This window comes from Streptomyces sp. NPDC048171, assembly GCF_043202655.1.
Taxonomy (GTDB): domain Bacteria; phylum Actinomycetota; class Actinomycetes; order Streptomycetales; family Streptomycetaceae; genus Streptomyces.
Genome location: NZ_JBIDAU010000001.1, coordinates 892351 through 905762 on the forward strand (window position 1 = coordinate 892351; position 13412 = coordinate 905762).

Annotated in this window: 9 protein-coding genes; 3 read left to right on the forward strand and 6 right to left on the reverse strand. The window is 72.2% G+C overall.

The window, feature by feature from the left end; all coding sequences use genetic code 11:
• Positions 1-13 precede the first annotated feature (13 nt).
• On the forward strand, positions 14-5431 hold the full coding sequence (gene pulA, locus ACGF3J_RS03980; RefSeq protein ID WP_393853449.1) for a pullulanase-type alpha-1,6-glucosidase: 5418 nt from the start codon (positions 14-16) through the stop codon (positions 5429-5431).
• Positions 5432-5481: 50 nt separating this feature from the next.
• Entirely contained in the window at positions 5482-5835 is a 354-nt protein-coding gene (locus ACGF3J_RS03985) for a 5-carboxymethyl-2-hydroxymuconate Delta-isomerase (protein ID WP_161332562.1), read from the forward strand.
• 23 nt (positions 5836-5858) lie between these two features.
• Here ACGF3J_RS03985 and ACGF3J_RS03990 read toward each other — a convergent pair whose 3' ends face one another.
• From ACGF3J_RS03990 to ACGF3J_RS04010, 5 genes are all read right to left on the reverse strand, one after another.
• The gene (locus ACGF3J_RS03990; RefSeq protein ID WP_161332579.1) at positions 5859-6524 is read right to left on the reverse strand and encodes a TetR/AcrR family transcriptional regulator; all 666 of its coding nucleotides are present in this window, start codon (positions 6522-6524) and stop codon (positions 5859-5861) included.
• An 81-nt stretch (positions 6525-6605) separates the two neighbouring features.
• A complete protein-coding gene (locus tag ACGF3J_RS03995; protein ID WP_161332563.1) occupies positions 6606-7664 on the reverse strand; it encodes a PDR/VanB family oxidoreductase in 1059 nt (352 codons plus the stop codon).
• Positions 7661-8542: a metal-dependent hydrolase gene (locus ACGF3J_RS04000; protein ID WP_161332564.1), complete on the reverse strand. Its 882-nt coding sequence runs from the start codon at positions 8540-8542 to the stop codon at positions 7661-7663. Before ACGF3J_RS04000 ends, ACGF3J_RS03995 begins: the two co-directional genes overlap by 4 nt.
• Before the next feature lie 101 nt (positions 8543-8643).
• Complete coding sequence (locus tag ACGF3J_RS04005; protein WP_161332565.1) at positions 8644-10575, reverse strand: hypothetical protein; 1932 nt, start codon at positions 10573-10575, stop codon at positions 8644-8646.
• A 62-nt stretch (positions 10576-10637) separates the two neighbouring features.
• Positions 10638-11189 (reverse strand): tetratricopeptide repeat protein, encoded by a 552-nt coding sequence (locus ACGF3J_RS04010; RefSeq protein WP_161332566.1) that lies wholly within the window; start codon positions 11187-11189, stop codon positions 10638-10640.
• 94 nt (positions 11190-11283) lie between these two features.
• On the opposite strand from ACGF3J_RS04010, the gene ACGF3J_RS04015 reads away from it, so the two are divergent.
• Complete coding sequence (locus ACGF3J_RS04015) at positions 11284-11721, forward strand: hypothetical protein (protein WP_161332567.1); 438 nt, start codon at positions 11284-11286, stop codon at positions 11719-11721.
• Between the two features lie 83 nt (positions 11722-11804).
• Here the strand turns inward: ACGF3J_RS04015 and ACGF3J_RS04020 are convergent, their stop codons facing one another.
• Positions 11805-13343, reverse strand: coding sequence for a DUF1996 domain-containing protein (locus tag ACGF3J_RS04020; protein ID WP_161332568.1), 1539 nt, complete (start codon positions 13341-13343; stop codon positions 11805-11807).
• Positions 13344-13412: the final 69 nt, after the last annotated feature.

Genomic DNA, 13412 nt, shown 5'->3' on the forward strand with positions numbered 1-13412 from the left:
GGAGTTCACGCCCGTGATACCCAGATGGCCGGTGCCTGTCGCGCGCCGCACCGCACGAGTGAGACGGGTCGCGGCCGTCACCGTGACCGCGCTCGCCGCAGCCCTCCTCCCGCCCCTGGCCGCGCGGGCCGACACCCCGCCCGCGCCCCCGTCCGACGCGAAGCTCGCGAAGGCGGACGCCCGGCACGACCTCACCCGGGAGCAGTTCTACTTCGTCCTGCCGGACCGTTTCGCCAACGGCGACACCCGCAACGACAAGGGCGGCCTGACCGGCACCCGGCTCGCCACCGGCTACGACCCCACCGACAAGGGCTTCTACCAGGGCGGCGATCTCAAGGGACTGACCGACCGGCTCGACTACATCAAGGGCATGGGCACCACCGCCATCTGGATGGCGCCCCTCTTCAAGAACCAGCCCGTGCAGGGCACGGGGGAGAACGCCTCGGCCGGCTACCACGGCTACTGGATCACCGACTTCACCCAGGTCGACCCGCACTTCGGCACCAACCAGGACCTCAAGAACCTCGTCGCCAAGGCGCACGCCAAGGGCATGAAGGTCTTCTTCGACGTCATCACCAACCACACCGCCGACGTCGTGGACTACGAGGAGAAGTCGTACGACTACCTCTCCAAGGGCGCCTTCCCGTACCTGACCGAGGACGGCGAGCCCTTCGACGACGCCGACTACGCCGACGGCGAGCGCCGCTTCCCCCGAGTGGACTCCGGCTCCTTCCCGCGCACGCCCACCGTCCCGGCCGCCAAGCGGAACCTCAAGGTGCCGTCCTGGCTCAACGACCCGGCGATGTACCACAACCGGGGCGACTCCACCTGGGCCGGCGAGTCCACCACGTACGGCGACTTCTCCGGCCTCGACGACCTGTGGACCGAGCGTCCCGAGGTCGTCGGCGGCATGGAGAAGATCTACCAGCGGTGGGTCGAGGACTTCGCCATCGACGGCTTCCGCATCGACACGGTCAAGCACGTCAACATGGAGTTCTGGACCCAGTGGGCGACCGCGCTGGACGCGTACGCCGCGAAGAAGGGCCGCGACGACTTCTTCATGTTCGGCGAGGTCTACTCCGCCGACACCGCCGTCACCTCCCCGTACGTCACCGAGGGCCGCCTGGACTCCACGCTGGACTTCCCCTTCCAGGACGCGGTCCGCGCGTACGCCTCCCAGGGCGGCAGCGCGCAGAAGCTCGCCTCGGTCTTCGGCGACGACTACAAGTACACGACCGACAAGGCCAACGCGTACGAGCAGGTCACCTTCCTCGGCAACCACGACATGGGCCGCATCGGCACCTTCCTCAGGCAGGACGACCCGGAGGCCACCGACGCCGAACTGCTGAAGAAGGACAGGCTCGCCAACGAGCTGATGTTCCTCAGCCGCGGCAACCCGGTGGTCTACTACGGCGACGAGCAGGGCTTCACCGGCGCGGGCGGCGACAAGGACGCCCGCCAGCCGATGTTCGCCTCCCGCACCGCCGACTACCTGGACGACGACCAGCTCGGCACCGACCGCACCCACGCCGAGCCGGCCTACGACCCGAACGCGCCGCTGTACCGGCAGATCAGCACCCTCGCCAAGCTGCGCAAGGCCCATCCCGCCCTCGCCGACGGCGTCCAGACCGAGCGCCACGCGGCCGACGGCGCCGGCGTCTACGCCTTCTCGCGCACCGACGCCGCCCGCGGCACCGAGTACGTCGTGGCCTTCAACAACGCCGACGAGGCGCGGACGGCCACCTTCGCCACCGGCTCGGCGGACATGACCTTCCGCGCCCTCTACGGCACCGACGACGACGCCAGGTCCGGCGCCGACAAGAAGGTCACGGTCACCGTGCCCGCCGGGTCGGCCGTCGTCCTCAAGGCCGCGGGCAGGCTCGCCGAGCCCGCCACCAGGCCCACGGTCACCCTCACCGCCCCCGGCCCCGGCGCCACCGGCACCGTCGAACTGACCGCCGATGTCGAGGGCGGACAGCTCAACCGCGTCGTCTTCGCCGCCCAGACCGGCGACGGCCGGTGGCGCACCCTCGGCTCCGCCGACCACGCCCCCTACAAGGTCACCCACACCATCGGCGAGGACACCCCGGCCGGCACCGCCCTGCGCTACAAGGCGGTCGCCGTCGACTCGGCGGGCCGCACCGCGAGCGCCATGGCCGCTTCGACGACCGGCACCCCGCCGGTCGAGGAGCCGCCCGCCGCCGCCTCCCGCGACCACGCGATCGTCCACTACAAGCGGGCGGACGGGAACTACGAGGACTGGGGCCTCTACGCCTGGGGCGACCTCGCCGACGGCGAGGCCACCGAATGGCCCGACAGCCACCCCTTCATCGGCCGGGACGCCTACGGCGCCTTCGCCTACGTCAAGCTCAAGCCCGGCGCGAGCGACGTCGACTTCCTCGTCGTCGACAAGGACGGCAACAAGGACGTCGCCGCCGACCGCAGCATCGACGTCACCCGGACCGGCGAGGTCTGGATCGAGCAGGGCAAGGAGCAGGTCGTCACCGAACGGCCCGAGTACCCGGCCCAGGACAAGACCAAGGCCGTCCTCAACTACCACCGCGCCGACGGGAACTACGACGGCTGGGGCCTGCACGTCTGGAGCGGCGCCGCCAACCCCACCGACTGGGCGAAACCGCTCCAGCCGGTGCGGACCGACTCCTACGGCGCGGTCTTCGAGGTACCGCTCACCGAGGGCGCCACCGGCCTCAGCTACATCATCCACAAGGGCGACGAGAAGGACCTGCCCACCGACCAGGCCCTGGACCTCACCGCCGACGGCCACGAGGTGTGGCTGCTGAGCGGGCAGGAGAGTCACCTGCTGCCCCAGCCCGCGGGTTCGGCGGCGGCCGTCGACCTCGCCACCTCCAAGGCGGTCTGGATCGACCGGAACACCATCGCGTGGAACGGCGCCGAGGGCGCCGCCTCCACCCAGCTGCTCGCCTCCCGCACCGGCTCGGTCAAGGCCGCGAACGGCAGACTGACCGGCGACGACGGGGCCACCTGGCTCCGCCTCACGAAGACCGACCTCACCGACGCCCAGAAGGCGAAGTACCCGCACCTGAAGGAGTACGCCGCCTGGTCGGTCGACCCGCGCGACCGCGACCGGGTCCGCGAGGCCCTGCGCGGCCAGGTCGTCGCCGCCCAGCGCGCCGCCACCGGCGCCGTCCTCGCGGCGACCGGCGTGCAGATCGCCGGTGCCCTGGACGACCTGTACGCGGCCGACGCGACCGGGGCGGACCTCGGCGCCGTCTTCCGGCACGGCCGCCCCACGCTCTCCCTGTGGGCGCCGACCGCGCAGGACGTGCGGCTGGAGATCGGCGACCGCACGGTCCGGATGCGGCGCGACGACGACTCCGGCGTCGGGTCCGTCACCGGCCCCCGCTCCTGGAAGGGCGAGGCCTACCGGTACGCCGTGACGGTGTGGGCGCCCGAGGTGGGCAAGGTCGTCACCAACAAGGTCACCGACCCCTACTCGCTCGCCCTGACCACCGACTCCGAGCGCAGCCTCGCCGTCGACCTGGCCGACCGCGACCTCGCCCCGCGCGGCTGGAACAGCTACGACAAGCCCAGGGCCGTGCCGCTCAGGGACGCCCAGATCCAGGAACTGCACGTCCGTGACTTCTCCGTCGCGGACCGGACGGCGGACGCCGGCCACCGGGGCACCTACCTCGCCTTCACCGACAAGCGGAGCGACGGCTCGAAGCACCTGCGCGAACTGGCCGAGGCGGGCACCTCGTACGTCCACCTGCTCCCGGCCTTCGACATCGCCACGATCCCCGAGAAGAAGTCCGACCAGGCCACCGTCGACTGCGACCTGGCCGCACTGCCGGCCGACTCCGACAAGCAGCAGGAATGCGTGGCCCGGGCCGCCGCCGAGGACGCCTACAACTGGGGCTACGACCCCTACCACTACACGGTCCCCGAGGGCTCCTACGCCACCGACCCGGACGGCACCGCCCGCACGGTCGAGTTCCGCGAGATGGTCAAGGCCCTCAACGACGACGGGCTGCGGGTCGTCATGGACGTCGTCTACAACCACACCGCCGCGAGCGGTCAGGCGAGGACCAGCGTCCTCGACCGGATCGTGCCCGGCTACTACCAGCGGCTCCTCGCCGACGGCTCGGTCGCGAACAGCACCTGCTGCGCGGGCACCGCCACCGAGAACGCCATGATGGGCAAGCTCGTCGTCGACTCGATCGTCACCTGGGCCAAGGAGTACAAGGTCGACGGCTTCCGCTTCGACCTCATGGGCCACCACCCGAAGGCCAACATCCTCGCCGTCCGCGAGGCCCTCGACGCGCTGACCCTCAAGAAGGACGGCGTCGACGGCAAGAAGATCATCCTGTACGGCGAGGGCTGGAACTTCGGCGAGGTCGCCGACGACGCCCGCTTCACGCAGGCCACCCAGAAGAACATGGCCGGCACCGGCGTCGCCACCTTCTCCGACCGCGCCCGCGACGCCGTGCGCGGCGGCGGCCCCTTCGACGAGGACCCCGGCGTCCAGGGCTTCGCCTCGGGCCTGTTCACCGACCCCAACACCACGAAGGCCAACGGCACCGAGGCCGAGCAGAAGGCCCGCCTGCTGCACTACCAGGATCTGATCAAGGTCGGCCTCTCCGGGAACCTCGCCGGATACCGCTTCACCGACACCGGCGGCAAGGAGGTCAAGGGCTCCGAGGTCGACTACAACGGCGCCCCCGCCGGCTACGCGGCGGCACCCGGCGACGCCCTCGCCTACGCCGACGCGCACGACAACGAGTCCCTGTTCGACGCGCTCGCCTTCAAGCTGCCGAAGGACACGTCCGCCGCCGACCGGGCCCGCATGCAGGTCCTCGCCATGGCGACCGCCGCGCTCTCGCAGGGCCCGGCGCTCTCCCAGGCGGGCACCGACCTGCTGCGCTCCAAGTCGCTGGACCGCAACTCCTACGACAGCGGGGACTGGTTCAACGCCGTCCACTGGAGCTGCGCCGACGGCAACGGTTTCGGACGCGGGCTGCCGCCGGCCGCCGACAACCAGGACAAGTGGCCGTACGCCAAGCCCCTGCTGGGCGCGGTGCGGGTCGGCTGCCCCCAGATCACCGGGGCCTCGGCGGCGTACCAGGACCTGCTGAGGATCCGTACCGGCGAGCGGGACTTCTCCCTTGCCACGGCGGGCCAGGTGCAGTCCCGGCTCTCCTTCCCGCTCTCCGGGAAGGACGAGACACCCGGCGTGATCACCATGCGCCTCGGTGACCTGGTGGTCGTCTTCAACGCGACCCCGCAGGAGCAGCGGCAGCGGCTGAGCGCGTCGGCCGGGACCGGCTACCGGCTGCACCCGGCCCAGGCGTCCGGAGCGGACCCGGTCGTCCGCGACGCCGCCTACGCGAAGGCGTCGGGTACCTTCACGGTCCCGGCGCGCACGGTGGCGGTCTTCACCCGCGCGGGCTAGCGGAACGCTGCGGTTAGGGTGCTCCTGTCCGCCGTAGAACAGGAGCACCCATGCCGCAGATCACCATCGAGCGTTCCCCGTCTCTCGACGACGTCGACTGGGAGGAGTTCGCACTCGCCCTGCACCCGGTGATCGTGGAGACGGTGGCCGCGCGGCTGGAGGCGTGCAAGACGCGGGTCCTGCGCAGCGAGGACGAGGCCGTCGGCGCCGAGAAGGAGCGGCACGCCATCGTGGACGTCTCGATCGCGCTGCTCGCCGGACGCTCCGACGAGGCCAAGGCGCGGCTCACCGAGGCCGTGGTGGAACTGCTCCGCAAGCACGTCGCGCCCCGGGACGGCGTCACCCTGCACCTGTCGGCCGAGGTGCGCGACCTCGACCCGTCCTACCGCAAGGCCGAGGTCTGAGACAGGGGGCTGCGACAGGGCCCTCAGGACGCCAGCGCGATCAGCCGGCCGACCAGGTCCCCGAACGGGCCGTCGGCCGGTTCGGCCTCGATGACGCGGCGCAGCAGGGCGCCCATCTCCTCGTCGTAGGCGGCGCTCACCGCCGTCAGCGCGGCGAAGTCGTGCACGAGCTGCGTCTCCAGCTCCGCGCGCGGGATACGGCGCCCGTCCAGCCAGATCAGGGCCGTCGACTCGGCCAGCGAGATCCAGGAGCGGACCACCAGTTCCAGCCGTGCGGGCGGATCCGTGACGTCCAGGTGCGAAAGGATCTGGACATACGCGGCCTGCCGTACGGAGTCCACGAGGGCGTTGGTCGTCGAGGAGCCCACCGCCGGACCGCCGCGCATCAGGGCCGAGAAACCGGGCCCGTGCTCCTCGACGAAGTCGAAGTAGCGCCCCATCACCCGCAGCAGCCGCGCCCCCAGCGGACCCTGGGCCGGCTCCTCGAACCGGGCCGCCAGATCGTCCGAGGCACGTTGCAACGCGGCCTCGTACAGGCTGAGTTTGCCGGGGAAGTAGTGGTACACCAGCGGGCGCGAGATGCCCGCGGCCGACGCTATCTCGTCGATGGACACCTCGTCCGGCGAGCGGCGGCTGAACAGTTCGAGCGCGACGCCGATCAACTGCTGCCGCCGCTCCTCGACGCCCATTCTGCGGCGTACCCCGGTACTCATACGAACACCTTACCGATCGAATCCGGCCCCTGAACGGGCCGGACCGGGCATCGGCGTTCACATGTCGAGGACCAGCCGGGTGCCGCGGGCGCGGGAGACGCAGATCAGCATCGAGTCGCCCCGCTCGGAGTCGGTCAGCAGCTCGTCCCGGTGATCGATCTCGCCCTCCAGCACCCTCTGTTGGCAGGTCCCGCACCAGCCCTGCTCGCAGGAGTACGGGGTGCCCGGCAGCTCGGCCCGCACCGCGGCCAGCACCGACGAGTCGCCGGGCACGGTCAGCGTGCGCCCGCTGCGGTGCAGTTCGACCTCGAACTCCGCGTCGCCGCCCGCCGAGGTGCGCGGCGCGAACCGCTCCAGGTGCAGGGCGGTGCCCGCCGGGAGGCGTTCCTCGACGGCCGCGATCAGCCCCTCCGGGCCGCAGCAGTACACGGCCGTGCCCTCGGACAGCTCCGCCAGGAAGGCGTCGAGCCCGGGCCGCCCCTCCTCGTCCTCGGCGACGACGGTCACCTTCCCGCCGTCCCGGTCCAGTTTCTCGATCTCCTCCAGGAACGGCATCGAGGCCCGCGTCCGGCCGCCGTACAGCAACCGCCACTCGGCGCCCTCCGGCAGCGCCCGCAGCATCGGCAGCACCGGCGTGATGCCGATGCCGCCGGCGACGAAGACGTACGCGGGCGCCTCGACCAGCGGGAAGCGGTTGCGCGGCCCGCGCACCTCCAGCTCCGTGCCCTCCTGCACCTGCTCGTGCACCTCGCGCGAACCGCCCCGCCCGTCCTCGGCCAGCCGTGTGGCGACGGTGTACGACGAGGTGTCCTCGGGGTCGCCGCACAGCGAGTACTGCCGCACCAGACCCGACGGCAGCACCAGGTCCAGGTGCGCCCCCGGCTCCCAGCGCGGCAGGTCGTGACCCTCCAGGCGGATCCGGACCACCCCGTCGGCCACCAGCTCCCGCGAGGTGACCAGCAGCGTCAGCGCGCGCGAGCGCGGCCGCCCCGAGACCGGCGGGTCCAGGGCGGGCATCGGCCACAGCGGAGAGCCCTGGACGCGGCGCCGCAGCGCGCGCCGGGCTATGAGCGCGGCACCGGCCGCGAGCAGCAGTGCCGTCGGTTTGGGCCTCATGAGGATGCCTCCTGGGACTTCTCGGCGGCCACGGCGGCGGGGGAGGCCGCGAGATAGGCCACCGCCTGCTCGGTGGAGCCGAACCGGGACGGGTGGTAGTCCCGGCTCAGATAGCCGGGTATGGAGCGCAGTACGGCGCCGGTGGCGGGGAGCAGGCCGCTGCGCCCGCGCCGGTGGAAGTCGCCGAAGGTGGCGCGGCCGTCGGTCAGCGTCGGGTCGTTCGCCATGAAGAACCGGGCACCGCGCTGCCACAGGAACACCAGGGCCGCGAACGCGGTCGCCCAGGTGCGGGCCCGCCGCGCGTACCCCCCGTCCAGGTGCTCGAAGAGGTCGAAGGCCACCGACCGGTGCTCGACCTCCTCGGCGCCGTGCCAGCGCAGCAGGTCCAGCATGGTCGGGTCGGCGCCGTGCCGGTCGAGCGCCTCGGCGTTGAGCACCCAGTCGCCGAGGAACGCCGTGTAGTGCTCGATGGCCGCGATCAGCGCCACCCGCTCCATCAGCCACCAGCGGCGCGGCCGGCCCGGCGGCAGGGTGCGGTCGCCGAGCAGCTTCTCGAAGAGCCAGTCGACCTGCGCGGTGTACGGCGTCGGGTCGAGCCCCTGGTCCCGCAGGTGCGGCAGCACCTCGTCGTGGGCCTGGGAGTGCATCGCCTCCTGCCCGATGAACCCGATGACGTCCTCGCGCAGCCGCTCGTCCCGGATGAGCGGCAGCACCTGCTTGTAGACGTGCACGAACCAGCGTTCCCCGGCGGGCAGCAGCAGGTGCAGCACGTTGATGGTGTGCGTCGTGAACGGGTCCCCCGGCACCCAGTGCAGCGGGGTGGCCTCCCAGGCGAAGGACACCTTGCGGGCCTTGAGCGGGACATGCGTGTTAGACATGGCGTCAATGTACTGACGGGTAAGGGCCTGGGGAACCCTCGTGCGGCCACTTGTTGACGCGGATGTCAGCAGGCGTGGTGGGGGCGGTGGCCCGGGGGCCGCTAGCGCAGCCCGCCGATGGCCCGGCCGCCCTCCAGCATGCCCTTCAGCTCGGCGCGGGCACCCTGCTCGGCCTTCGCCGTCAGCAGGTTGCCGTCCGCCGAGTCGCTGATGCCGCCCGTCGCCTCGATCGACTCGGTGTCGCGGCTGCCGGCGGCGAGCAGGTACCAGTGCCCGCCGGCCGACTTCCACAGCACCCCGGCCAGCACGTGCGGGTCGCGTTCGCCGCAGGCGGGCACGGACTGCGCCTTGGCCGCCACCGCCCCCTGCGTGCCGCCCGGCGTGCGGAACTGGGCCAGCACCCGGGCCCCGTCGCCGCGCCAGGTCTCGGCGCGGGTGCACACCCAGGCGCCCGACCCGGTCGAGTCGGGCAGCGGCTGCTTCGCGAACTCCCAGGCGTTCACCGACCGCACCCCCTGCCCGCGCACCGCGCCCAGCGAGCAGGCGTACGGCGCCCAGGAGCGCAGCGCCTCAGGGCCCGAGGCGTCCCGCACCGAGCCGGGTCGGCCGGTGGTCAGACGGGCCGGGACCAGCTCGCCGAGGTCGGTCACCACGCGGGTGTCCGCGCCGTCGGTCAGCTCCAGCACGTTCCAGGACGCGCACGCGCCCGACTGCTGCTGCACCGGGCTGGCCAGCGGCGCGGTGACACCGTCGGTGAGCGCCAGCTCCCGCGCCCCGGCGTCCGGCCCGCCGAGGTCCCGCCCGGCCGCCTTCGTGACCCAGGGCGCCGTCAGATAGCGGACGTTGCCGTCGGCCCGGCCCAGGACCACCGCGGTCGCCCCGGCCCGGTCGGCCCCGTCGGTCCGCGCCAGGTCGAGGGCGGCACCGGCCGTGCCGTCCTTCGGCTCGGCGTACCGGACGAGGCGCAGACCGTCGTGCAGGATCACCACGCGCGCGTTGTCGACGTCCCCGGCGTAGAGCAGCTGCGGCGGCCCGGGCGGCCCGCCGGTCTCGGTGCCCGGCGTCGCGGACACCCCCACGCTCTCGCCGGGCCGCGCCCAGACGGCCAGGGCGCGGCGGAGCAGCTCCTCGTCGCCGGTGCGGTCACCGCGGGCGGGCCACACCGAGAAGTCCGTGCGCGCGGACGTCTCCCACGCGGTGGGGGCCACCTTCGTGAGCCTGCCGGGATCGAGGGCCGCCTGGGCCGCCGGGTTCTGCGCGTACGCCGGGGCGGCGGCACCGTCCGGACCCCAGCCGTCGCCGGGCAGCCCCAGCAGCGCCCCGCACACCACCAGGGCCGCACCGGCGACCAGCGCGGCCTTCGTGTGCTGGCGCCGGCGCATCAGATCGGTCGGCCGGGCCTGCAGGGAGCAGGGGTCGAACTCGGGGGAGCCGAGCAGCGCGTATTCGCCCGGCATCGCGCCGGCCTCCCGCAGGGCGCCCTCCACGTCCTCGGCCCCGGCGGCCCCGAGCACCTGGCGGACACCGTCCTCGGAGAGCCCCTCGAGGCCCCGCAGCGCGTACGCCGCCCGGGCCGGCCCGGAGAGCGCGGACAGCCGCTGGTCCAGGGCGAGTTCGTCGGCGCCGCCGGAACGCGGGAACAGCTTGAGGCCGCGGACGTGGGGGAGCAGGGGCGGCAGCTGGGCCCGCGTGGGCCAGGCGCGCCGCCGCAGCGGACGCCCCGCCTCCAGTGCCGTACGGACGACCCGCAGGCGGACCAGGGCGTAGCCGGGATCGACCTCCTGACCGGTCGACTGGGCCGGGATCACCGGGGTCGTCGTCCGGCCGCGGGGCAGCGCGCGCTGGGTGAGGGCGTGCGCGGTCAGGACGCGGCGGCCGCGGCCGAGACCCGGCGGCAGCACCAGATAGGCCAGCCGGGCCAGGCGCGGATAGTGCTCGACGAGCGCCGCCTCGGCCTGCTCGACGTCGACGACCGGGTCGGCCGAGGGGGTTGAGGGCGGTGCGGGGCGCGGGGCGACATCCTGTGGCTGCACGTTCAGCAGAACGAGCGAACGGGGCGATGGTCACCGTGGGCCGCCACCGGGGCGGGGGAGGGCTACTCCTCCGGTTCCACCAGCAGCCGGGCGTAGTTGGCCATCGATCGCTGGTAGCGCGGGAGATGGGGTGCCAGGGCGCCGAGCACCAGAGACAGGCCCTCCCGGTCGCGGCCCATGCTCGACAGGCACAGCGCCAGTGTGGCCCGTACGGCGTCGTCCAACTCGTCCGAGGGCGCGACCAGTTCCGGCGAGAGCAGCTTCACGCCCTCCTCCGGCTGCCCGGTGTTGCGCAGGGAACTGGAGAGCTGGATCTTCGCACGGCGCCCCTTGTACGCGCTCGCGTCGCCCAGTCCGCGCTCCAGGGCCTCCCGGTACAGGGGCACGGCGCGGTCGGAGTGACCCGTGGAGTCCCAGGCGCAGGCCCGCTCGAACAGGGCGAGCGGACTGTCCGCCGGCAGTTCGTCGGCGAGGGCGTCGATCACCGCCCGGAACTCGGCGGCGTCGTCTTCGGCGTAGGCGTCGAACGCCGTCCAGGCGGCATTCACGCGGTCTTCCCAGTCCTGGTCCACGGCGCCACTTTCGCACGGGTGCCACCAGAAGGTCACCCGCATCCGTGAATACTTCGGGCGCCGCGCCCGTACCGATGACCAGAGCCCCTTGCCGGGGCTCCGTGCGGCATGTCGCCGGAACGGACCGGAGGAACACATGAGGCTGACCCGACCGATGCTCGCGCCGGCCGCCCTGGCGGCGGTACTGGCGCTGACGGGCTGCGGCTCCGGCGGTGACGGCGAGGCCGCCGTGCCCGAGACGGCGACCGGCAGCCTGGAACACCTGGCCGCCGAGGCGAAGTGCGCCCCGAACATGCAGACCGACGCCGACACCATCCGTCAGGCCATCTGCGAGCAGGGCGACGAGAAGTACGTCCTCGCGACCTTCTCCACCGACCGCGGCCAGCGGGAGTGGATCAACACCGCCAAGGACTACGGCGGTTTCTACCTCGTCGGCCGCAAGTGGGTCGCCGTCGGCCACGAGGACGTGGTGGCCGGCCTGCGCGGCAGGCTCGGCGGGACCCTGGAGCAGGGAACGGTGCACGGCGGCGGCCACTCGGGCGGAGGCGGCGAACACACCGGGCACGGCGGCTGACCTCCCCGGGGGCACGACGAAGGGGGCCGGTGGCGGATTCCGCCACCGGCCCCCTTCGTCTGCTCACCCCGTTCCGGTGCGGACTACTGGCAGTCCTCACCGCTGTTGATGCAGTCGACCACCTCGTTCATCAGGTTCTCGTCCATCACGTTGATGAAGTCGTTGTGATCGGTGATCGGCTTGTGCAGCTGCTCCGGGAAACCGTCGACGGCGTACGGGTTCTGCACCTGACCGTTCTCGACGGTCGGGGCGGGCACGTCGTACACCAGGCGGACCTGGAGCTGGGGGATCGCCTGGAAGCCGTTCGGGCAGCTGCCGTCCTGCTGGACGAAGGCGACGTGGTCGCGGTGGTTGGCGCTGTCGATGTTCTGGCCGTCCCAGCAGCTCTGGAAGTTGGACGTCCGCACGACCTGGCTGCCCTCCGGGCAGAGCACGTACTTGTCCGTCACCTGCCTGTCCTCGAAGCCGGTGCAGCTGAAGGAGCTGTTGGCGTTGGCGACCCCGTTGGTGAAGGCCTTGGCGTCACCGGTGATGATGCGCAGGAACTTCGGCATCGCGACGACGTCGCTCTGCTGGTTGCCCACGAACTTGATCTCCGCCTCGGAGGCCTTGAGGATCTTGCCGACGTTGCCCTCGGCGCCACCGCCCAGGTCGCCCGCGTCGAACTCCTGCGTACCGTCCTGGAGCCGCAGTACCGGCCAGTAGTACGTGGACTTGTCGCCCTGGTTCTGGCACGAGGTCTCGGCGTTCGCGAGGTCCTCGTCGCTGGAGAAGGCGTCGTTGTCCTGGTTGCCGACGTAGTCGTGCGTGTGGTGCGCGCCGTTGTCGACACCGGGGGCGACGATCAGGTTGTCGCTGTTGAACAGGTTGTTCTCGTTCACGCCGCAGACCGCGGTGAAGGAGCCCTGGGACCCTCCGTCCCCGTTGGCGGCGAAGCCGTTCTCCAGGTCCCTGGAGCCGGGCTGGACGTCGTTGATGTCCACGAAGTCCTCGGCGAACGGACCCGCGGCACCGTTGCCGTTGTCGCCCTGGTTCTGGCCGCCGTCCTGACCGCCGTCCTGGCCTTGGCCGTCGTCCTGGCCCTGGCCGCCGTTGTTCTGGTCGTCCTGGCCGTTCCCTTCGTCGCCGTTCCCGTTGCCGTCGTTCGGCTGGTCGACGCCCATGCCCCGGCACTCGGCGAAGCGGTCGAGGCCCTGCGGGGCGTTGCCGCCCACCCGCCGGATGTTGGTCCCGATCCGGTCCAGGGCGGCGGTCCGCTTGGACTTGAGGGGGCCGAGGATGGCGTTCTGGACGTAGCTCGCGTCACCGGACTGCGCCTGGCGCGTCGACGCGAGCCGTGCGTATGCCTCGGTGATCTGCTTGTCGAGCTGCGCCAGTTCCTTGTCGACGCCCGCCCGAGCTCCCCTCGGCACCTTCCGCAGCTTCTGGCCGACGTCCGGGCACTGGATCGTGGCGACCTGCGCTCCGGCGGACCTGGTGCGGTTGTGCGACGACTCCGACTCGTGCGCCGAGGCGTAGAAGTTGGCCCAGACCAGCCCACCCCCGCCGACCGCCAGGGCCGCCGCCCCGGCTACGACCTTGGTGGCCAGCGGCGAACGACGTTTTCTTGTGTTGCGTCCCATGGAACTCCTCTGACTTCCTTGCGGGGCATCGAGGGCGCCCGACAGGAGTGAAGCGGCTCCCATGGATAC

Excerpts from the sequence above, each read along its gene's own strand:
- ACGF3J_RS03985 (WP_161332562.1), top strand. The coding sequence starts at position 5,482 with ATGCCGCAGATCACCATCGAGCGTTCCCCGTCTCTCGACGACGTCGAC.
- ACGF3J_RS03990 (WP_161332579.1), bottom strand. The coding sequence starts at position 6,524 with ATGGGCGTCGAGGAGCGGCGGCAGCAGTTGATCGGCGTCGCGCTCGAA.
- ACGF3J_RS03995 (WP_161332563.1), bottom strand. The coding sequence starts at position 7,664 with ATGAGGCCCAAACCGACGGCACTGCTGCTCGCGGCCGGTGCCGCGCTC.
- ACGF3J_RS04000 (WP_161332564.1), bottom strand. The coding sequence starts at position 8,542 with ATGTCTAACACGCATGTCCCGCTCAAGGCCCGCAAGGTGTCCTTCGCC.
- ACGF3J_RS04010 (WP_161332566.1), bottom strand. The coding sequence starts at position 11,189 with ATGCGGGTGACCTTCTGGTGGCACCCGTGCGAAAGTGGCGCCGTGGAC.
- ACGF3J_RS04015 (WP_161332567.1), top strand. The coding sequence starts at position 11,284 with ATGAGGCTGACCCGACCGATGCTCGCGCCGGCCGCCCTGGCGGCGGTA.
- ACGF3J_RS04020 (WP_161332568.1), bottom strand. The coding sequence starts at position 13,343 with ATGGGACGCAACACAAGAAAACGTCGTTCGCCGCTGGCCACCAAGGTC.